This is a genomic window from Shewanella sp. SM101 (assembly GCF_025654465.1).
In the GTDB taxonomy this organism is placed as follows: Bacteria; Pseudomonadota; Gammaproteobacteria; order Enterobacterales; family Shewanellaceae; genus Shewanella; species Shewanella oncorhynchi.
Map to the genome: position 1 here is coordinate 1 of NZ_JAKKRH010000089.1, position 6,179 is coordinate 6,179.

Below are 6,179 nucleotides of genomic sequence, written 5' to 3' on the forward strand. Positions count from 1 at the left end.
AGTCGTCGCGGGAATTGTTGGGATAACGCACCAATGGAGCGTTTCTTTAGAAGTTTGAAATCTGAGTGGATACCCGCCAGTGGTTATGGGAATTTTACAGAAGCAGATAAAGAGATCACAAATTACATCACTGGATATTACAGTGAGACCAGACCCCATCAATATAATGGTGGGTTAACGCCAAATGAGTCAGAACGTTTATATTGGAATGACTCTAAAACCGTGGCCAATTTTACTTGACCACTACAGAACCAGACTTGAGCAAATTCCATCTGCATACTTGCCTATTGATTTAGTACATAGAGCTGTCATTCGTATGAAAGAAGGAGAAGGGGGCCTTCCACCTACTGCACCAAATGTCGTCATAATAAATCTTTCCGTTGGCGATCCATATAGGTTATTTGATACTCAGATGAGCCCTTGGGCGAGAATGCTGGATTGGCTTTCTATTCGATATGGCGTTTTGTTTGTTGTTAGTGCGGGTAATATGACTCAGCGCATATGCTTGGACGGTATCAAAGAACATGATTTTAAATCTTTAACGCCTGAAGAATTGGAAGAGAGGACGCTCAAAGCAATTGCAAAGCAAAAGCATGAACGGAGGATGATGTCGCCTGCCGAAGCTATAAATGCAATAACAGTGAAATCCTCCCACCAAGATCGATTTGAAGGAGCTATACCAGTTAATCAGGTTGATGTGTTTACTACGCCTGGCTTATTTAGTCCAATAAGCCCTGTCACATTAGGTAAGAAGAATTCGGTAAAGCCAGAACTGTTAATGCCAGGTGGGCGTCAGACATATATTAACAAAACGATGCTAGTGAATGAGGATGTAGTCCTTGACGTTGCCAGGAGTGTTCGTTTTGGACCAGGAGTAAAAACAGCCCTACCTGCATCTTCACCAGGTGCGTTAAATACATATGGATTTATAACTGGCACAAGCAATGCTGCGGCACTCGCTACACGACGCCTTGCATTTCTCTATGAAACACTTATCAGCATTAAAGAGTTTGGGGATCAGCAAGCGTTATCATATGCTTCAGACGCCTTGATTCTCAAGGCTCTGCTCGCGCATGGTGCGGAGCACATGGAGCAAGCGACAGAAGTCATAGAGCAATTGTTAAAGACCAAAGAGAATAATCGTACATTTAAGTCTGAATTAAATCAGTACTTAGGCTTTGGAGTGGTAAATGAGAGCCGGATACATGCATGCCAAAACAATCAAGCGACATTGATTTACACTGGAGTAATAAGAGATGGTGCGGCACATGAGTACCGTTTACCTTTACCTCCATGTTTAGCCGCTGAAACAGTAAATAGACGCTTAATTGTAACAGTTGCTTGGTTTTCACCCGTTAATCATGGCCATCAAGATTACAGAGGTGCTCAATTATGGGCTACGCCAGCCCATAAAGTTATAAATGCGGATAATGGAGACTATTATCATCATCACTTGAAAAATGGAACGATATTCCATGAAGTCAGAAAGGGTGACAAGGCTGCCAGCTTTACCGAGGGGGATTTCCTCGCGATTCAAGTTCATTGCAACGGACGTGCTGGGTATGAAGGAATAGATGTACCTTATGCATTGGTTGTAACTCTTGACACTCCGGGAAGCGACCTTCCAATTTACGAAGAAGTTAAGCTAGGACTGAATATTGAAGTGGAGCAGACAGTTTGATGATAGTTATTTGCTCTCTGCTTTGTCTTTGTAGTTAGATTTATATCGGTATGACACTTTATTACTTAATGAAGGCTTCGAAATGGAGCTTATTTCAGATTTAGTATGATACTTTATTTTTTCAGTATCGATTTTCACGGCTAAAAATTAGTGTCTGCAGAATGGGTTAGTATGAAACTTTATTCCTCTCCCACAACCGCCTTTATTGGCGGTTTTTTCATTTAGATTCACGACAAAATGACGATTAACTTACAGCAATAGCAAATGCTGGTGGCTTAGCTTTCTATGCTGGAATGGCATCTAGCTCGTGCTGCTTTTTTGCCTCAATGCGTTTCCACACTTTGTCATGGAAGTAAAACACTACAGTGTTAATCGCGGGTTCTACTAAGGCTACTGCGCCACCTACGACTACGCTGCCAGTTAATAAATAGGTTACGGTAAAAGCGACGCTAAAATGTAGTACAGCAAAAGTGAGTGTCTTAGTCATGATCTTGTCCTCTAAATAGGCTCCCAGCGGGAATATTTAGATGATAACAATTCTCATTAAAATTAAAAGCCGTGTTTTCAGATTAGTTTAAACGGTTTTATCTATTTATCCGTTGTAAAAAACATAAAGCCCTCACGATGGAGGGCTTTGAGCATTTAAACGTAAATTAATACGATTCTAAAATTAGTAGTGCCAAGGGAAGGCTGAAAAATCTTGATCGCGTTTTTCGAGGAAGGCATCGCGTCCTTCCTGTGCTTCGGCGCTCGCATAGGCTAAACGCGTCGCTTCACCGGCAAATAATTGCTGACCGACCATACCATCATCTGTCATGTTGAAGCCGTATTTAAGCATACGCATAGCCGTAGGTGATTTAGAGTTAATCTCTTTCGCCCACATTAATGCTTCGGTTTCTAGCTCTGCATGGGGAACGGATTTATTAACCATACCCATGTCGAAGGCTTCATCAGCGCTGTAGTTAAATCCGCAGAAGAAGATTTCGCGGGCACGTTTTTGACCTATCATTTTGGCGAGATAAGCACTGCCATAACCTGAGTCGAAGCTCGCAACATCGGGATCGGTTTGTTTAAATATTGCGTGTTCTTTCGAGGCTAAGGTTAAGTCGCACACTACGTGTAAACTATGGCCGCCACCCACCGCCCAACCTGGCACAACGGCGATGACCACTTTAGGCATAAAGCGGATCAGGCGTTGCACTTCTAATATATGTAAGCGGCCCATTCTGGCTTGATCGGCTTTGCCTTCTTCAGCGCCTTCATATTTATAGCCATCTTTGCCGCGAATACGTTGATCGCCACCTGAACAGAACGCCCAGCCACCATCTTTTGCCGAAGGACCGTTACCCGTAAGCAGTACGCAACCCACATCAGACCATCGGCGTGCATGGTCGAGTGCGATAAATAACTCATCAACGGTTTTAGGTCGGAAGGCGTTGCGGCACTCTGGGCGATTAATGGCAATGCGTACTGTGCCGTGCGCTTTGGCTCTGTGGTAAGTAATATCGTCGAAATGAAATCCACTGACTTCATCCCATAGGGTGGGATCAAAAATGTCTGATACTTGTTGGGTCATGATTCATAGGCCTTTATGCTGTAATGCCTCAAAGGCTAGGCGGAATCATATATAAGGTCAATCACCTAAGTCTAAACCTTAGCGCTATATAGCAAAATCCCGTTTGCCTATGAGTCTGTAATGATTAAAGGTGATCACATAGATAAAGCTGATTATCTTTGCTAAACACTGGATGTTGAGGTGCCATAGTACCGCAATAGTTAGCCTTAAAGTCGGCAATAGACTCGGGTGTCATTGGAATTTGATTGAAGGCTTCGAGTTCTAATGTGGATAAACGTTCTATGATGTCGGTTCTTTCCTTAGTCAGTTTATGGTCGATTTTAATAATTTTTGTTCCTGTCATAGAGTCAACTTTATTCTCTATTTCTTTGATCATCGCCTCAGTCTTTGCAATAGGAACATCTAATTTATCTGTTTCTGTGTATAAGTAATATAAAGCACCCGCGAGTAGCGCCAATATGATCCAACCTTTCATCTTTTAGTCCAACATAAGTGAATAACCATTAAGAATATGGGTATAATAAGCTAGTTTTCGTCCAATATTAAAGCAGTAAAAGGCTGTAACGATGAACTCAGAATCTAACAACAAGGACTATTCGAAAACCAATCGAATTAAGATTCACCAGCCAGATGCGAGTAAAGCCGATCGCTTTAATCCTCGTAATCGGATTTATGTCCGAGCCATAGACGGTTTGTGGAGTAGCGTACGTCGCCGCATGGGCTGGATCGCCATGTTATTTTTCCTGCTTTTACCTTGGATCCCTTGGGGCGACCGTCAAGCCGTATGGTTTAACTTGGGCGAACAAAAGTTTCACGTCTTCGGTTTAACGATTTGGCCGCAGGATCTCACCTTGCTTGCAGCGTTGTTTATGATCGCTGCCTTCGCTCTGTTTTTTGTGACCACCTATCTTGGCCGTGTTTGGTGTGGATACACTTGCCCCCAAACAGTATGGACCTTTATGTTCATCTGGTTCGAGGAAAAACTTGAAGGCGCACGCAATAAACGCATTAAGTTAGATCAAATGCCATGGAGCTTTGACAAACTCTGGCGTAAAACGGCAAAACATACGGCCTGGCTATTGCTCTCACTGATGACGGCGATGACCTTTGTGTCCTATTTTGTGCCAAGTCGTGAAGTCTATGTCGACGTATTTACGCTTAATGCTTCTGGCGGTATCTACTTCTGGGTCGTGTTCTTTACACTTGCAACATACGGCAATGCGGGTTGGATGCGTGAAATCATGTGTATCCACATGTGCCCTTATGCTCGTTTCCAAGCGGCCATGTTCGATAAGAATACTTTTATCGTGGGTTACGATACTAAACGTGGTGAGACCCGTGGTCCGCGCTCACGCAAAGATGACCCTAAAGAGCTAGGGCTTGGTGACTGTATCGACTGTGACTTGTGTGTGCAGGTATGTCCTACGGGAATCGACATTCGTAATGGTCTGCAATATGAGTGTATTAACTGCGGCGCTTGTATCGATGCCTGCGATCAAACCATGGATCGTATGGGTTATGAGAAAGGGCTTATCAGTTATACCACCGAGAACAAGTTAGAAGGAATTAAGCAAAAAGTGCTGCGACCTAAACTTGTCGGTTATGGCGTGGTACTGGTAGCGATGATATTAGTCTTTATATACTCCAGTGCGACCATAGCGCCTGTGCGTATGGACATCATTCGTGACCGCAACCAGCTCTATAGAGAGAACAATCAAGGTTTGATTGAAAACACCTTCACCTTGAAGATTCTTAATAAGACAGAGCAATCCCACGAATACACTATGAGTGTCGAAGGATTAGACAACTATAAATGGTACGGTCCAACTTCGGTCACTATTGCGGGTGGTGAAGTGTTAACTCTCCCTATTAGTGTGGGTATCGATCCGGTTGAGCTGTCTCGTTCAGTTACTAATATCGAGATAAAAGTGAAAACTCATATCGACGGTGAAGAAGTCGAAGTTGAGCAAGAATCTCGTTTCTTTAGTCCATAGATAACAGTATTTATGATGATCTAGCTGAGCGTGACTCATATAGATTGCCAGACTTAATCGAGATAAAGGGGCTTTTTAGCCCCTTTTTTATACGTATCGTTTGATAAGTAAACGTCTAAACCATTAATCGTTATTTTCCTACAAAAAGCCCTTGCACAAAATCTCCTGCTCCCTATAATGCGCATCCACTGACACGGCAGACAGCGAAAGCCAGCTGACGAGTTAAGTTGAATTGAGTCGCTTTTAAGCACTTAATTCAAGCGCAGCAAGAAGTTGTAAAATACTCCTTGACGCGAAACGGGAAATGCGTAGAATACGCAGCCCTAGCCAACTGGAAGCGTTCGACGCTCAGTGTGGTACTCAAGTTCTCTTATGAATATTGAGTTGCTCTTTAACAAGATAAAACAAGAAATCTGTGTGGACACTCACAGGTGTTGAGTTAATCGAAACTGCTTAGCCTTCGGGTTGRCAGTCAAAAATTTAAATCAATGTAACAATGAGTGTTCATAGYAATATGTACAGTTTGTTTCTTTAGYKAGAAACAAAAAATCAGAATTCATTGAGCCGCTGAAGTCGCAAGACGGAAGCAACAAAACTTTAATTGAAGAGTTTGATCATGGCTCAGATTGAACGCTGGCGGCAGGCCTAACACATGCAAGTCGAGCGGCAGCRCAAGGGAGTTTACTYCTGAGGYGGCGAGCGGCGGACGGGTGAGTAATGCCTAGGGATCTGCCCAGTCGAGGGGGATAACAGTTGGAAACGACTGCTAATACCGCATACGCCCTACGGGGGAAAGGAGGGGACCTTCGGGCCTTCCRCGATTGGATGAACCTAGGTGGGATTAGCTAGTTGGTGAGGTAATGGCTCACCAAGGCGACGATCCCTAGCTGTTCTGAGAGGATGATCAGCCACACTGGGACTGAGACAC

Annotated in this window: 6 protein-coding genes and 1 rRNA gene; 4 read left to right on the forward strand and 3 right to left on the reverse strand. The window is 43.6% G+C overall.

Annotation, left to right across the window (positions count from 1 at the left end):
- The coding region (locus L5M38_RS23540) for an integrase core domain-containing protein (RefSeq protein ID WP_263147013.1) at window positions 1-240 on the forward strand (240 nt) is incomplete at its 5' end.
- Between the two features lie 76 nt (window positions 241-316).
- Window positions 317-1,681: a S8 family serine peptidase gene (locus L5M38_RS23545; RefSeq protein WP_263180484.1), complete on the forward strand. Its 1,365-nt coding sequence runs from the start codon at window positions 317-319 to the stop codon at window positions 1,679-1,681.
- A gap of 283 nt (window positions 1,682-1,964) precedes the next feature.
- Here L5M38_RS23545 and L5M38_RS23550 read toward each other — a convergent pair whose 3' ends face one another.
- The 3 genes from L5M38_RS23550 to L5M38_RS23560 all read right to left on the reverse strand — a co-directional run bounded on the left by L5M38_RS23550 (window position 1,965) and on the right by L5M38_RS23560 (window position 3,732).
- Entirely contained in the window at window positions 1,965-2,168 is a 204-nt protein-coding gene (locus L5M38_RS23550) for a DUF2061 domain-containing protein (protein WP_105250772.1), read from the reverse strand.
- 183 nt (window positions 2,169-2,351) lie between these two features.
- Entirely contained in the window at window positions 2,352-3,257 is a 906-nt protein-coding gene (locus L5M38_RS23555; RefSeq protein ID WP_263180485.1) for a 1,4-dihydroxy-2-naphthoyl-CoA synthase, read from the reverse strand.
- Between the two features lie 124 nt (window positions 3,258-3,381).
- The gene (locus L5M38_RS23560; protein WP_263180486.1) at window positions 3,382-3,732 is read right to left on the reverse strand and encodes a hypothetical protein; all 351 of its coding nucleotides are present in this window, start codon (window positions 3,730-3,732) and stop codon (window positions 3,382-3,384) included.
- A 91-nt stretch (window positions 3,733-3,823) separates the two neighbouring features.
- Here L5M38_RS23560 and ccoG point away from each other — a divergent pair, with 91 nt between their 5' ends.
- The gene (gene ccoG / locus L5M38_RS23565) at window positions 3,824-5,251 is read left to right on the forward strand and encodes a cytochrome c oxidase accessory protein CcoG (protein ID WP_263180487.1); all 1,428 of its coding nucleotides are present in this window, start codon (window positions 3,824-3,826) and stop codon (window positions 5,249-5,251) included.
- A gap of 598 nt (window positions 5,252-5,849) precedes the next feature.
- A 16S ribosomal RNA gene (locus L5M38_RS23570) occupies window positions 5,850-6,179 on the forward strand; the annotation flags it as partial.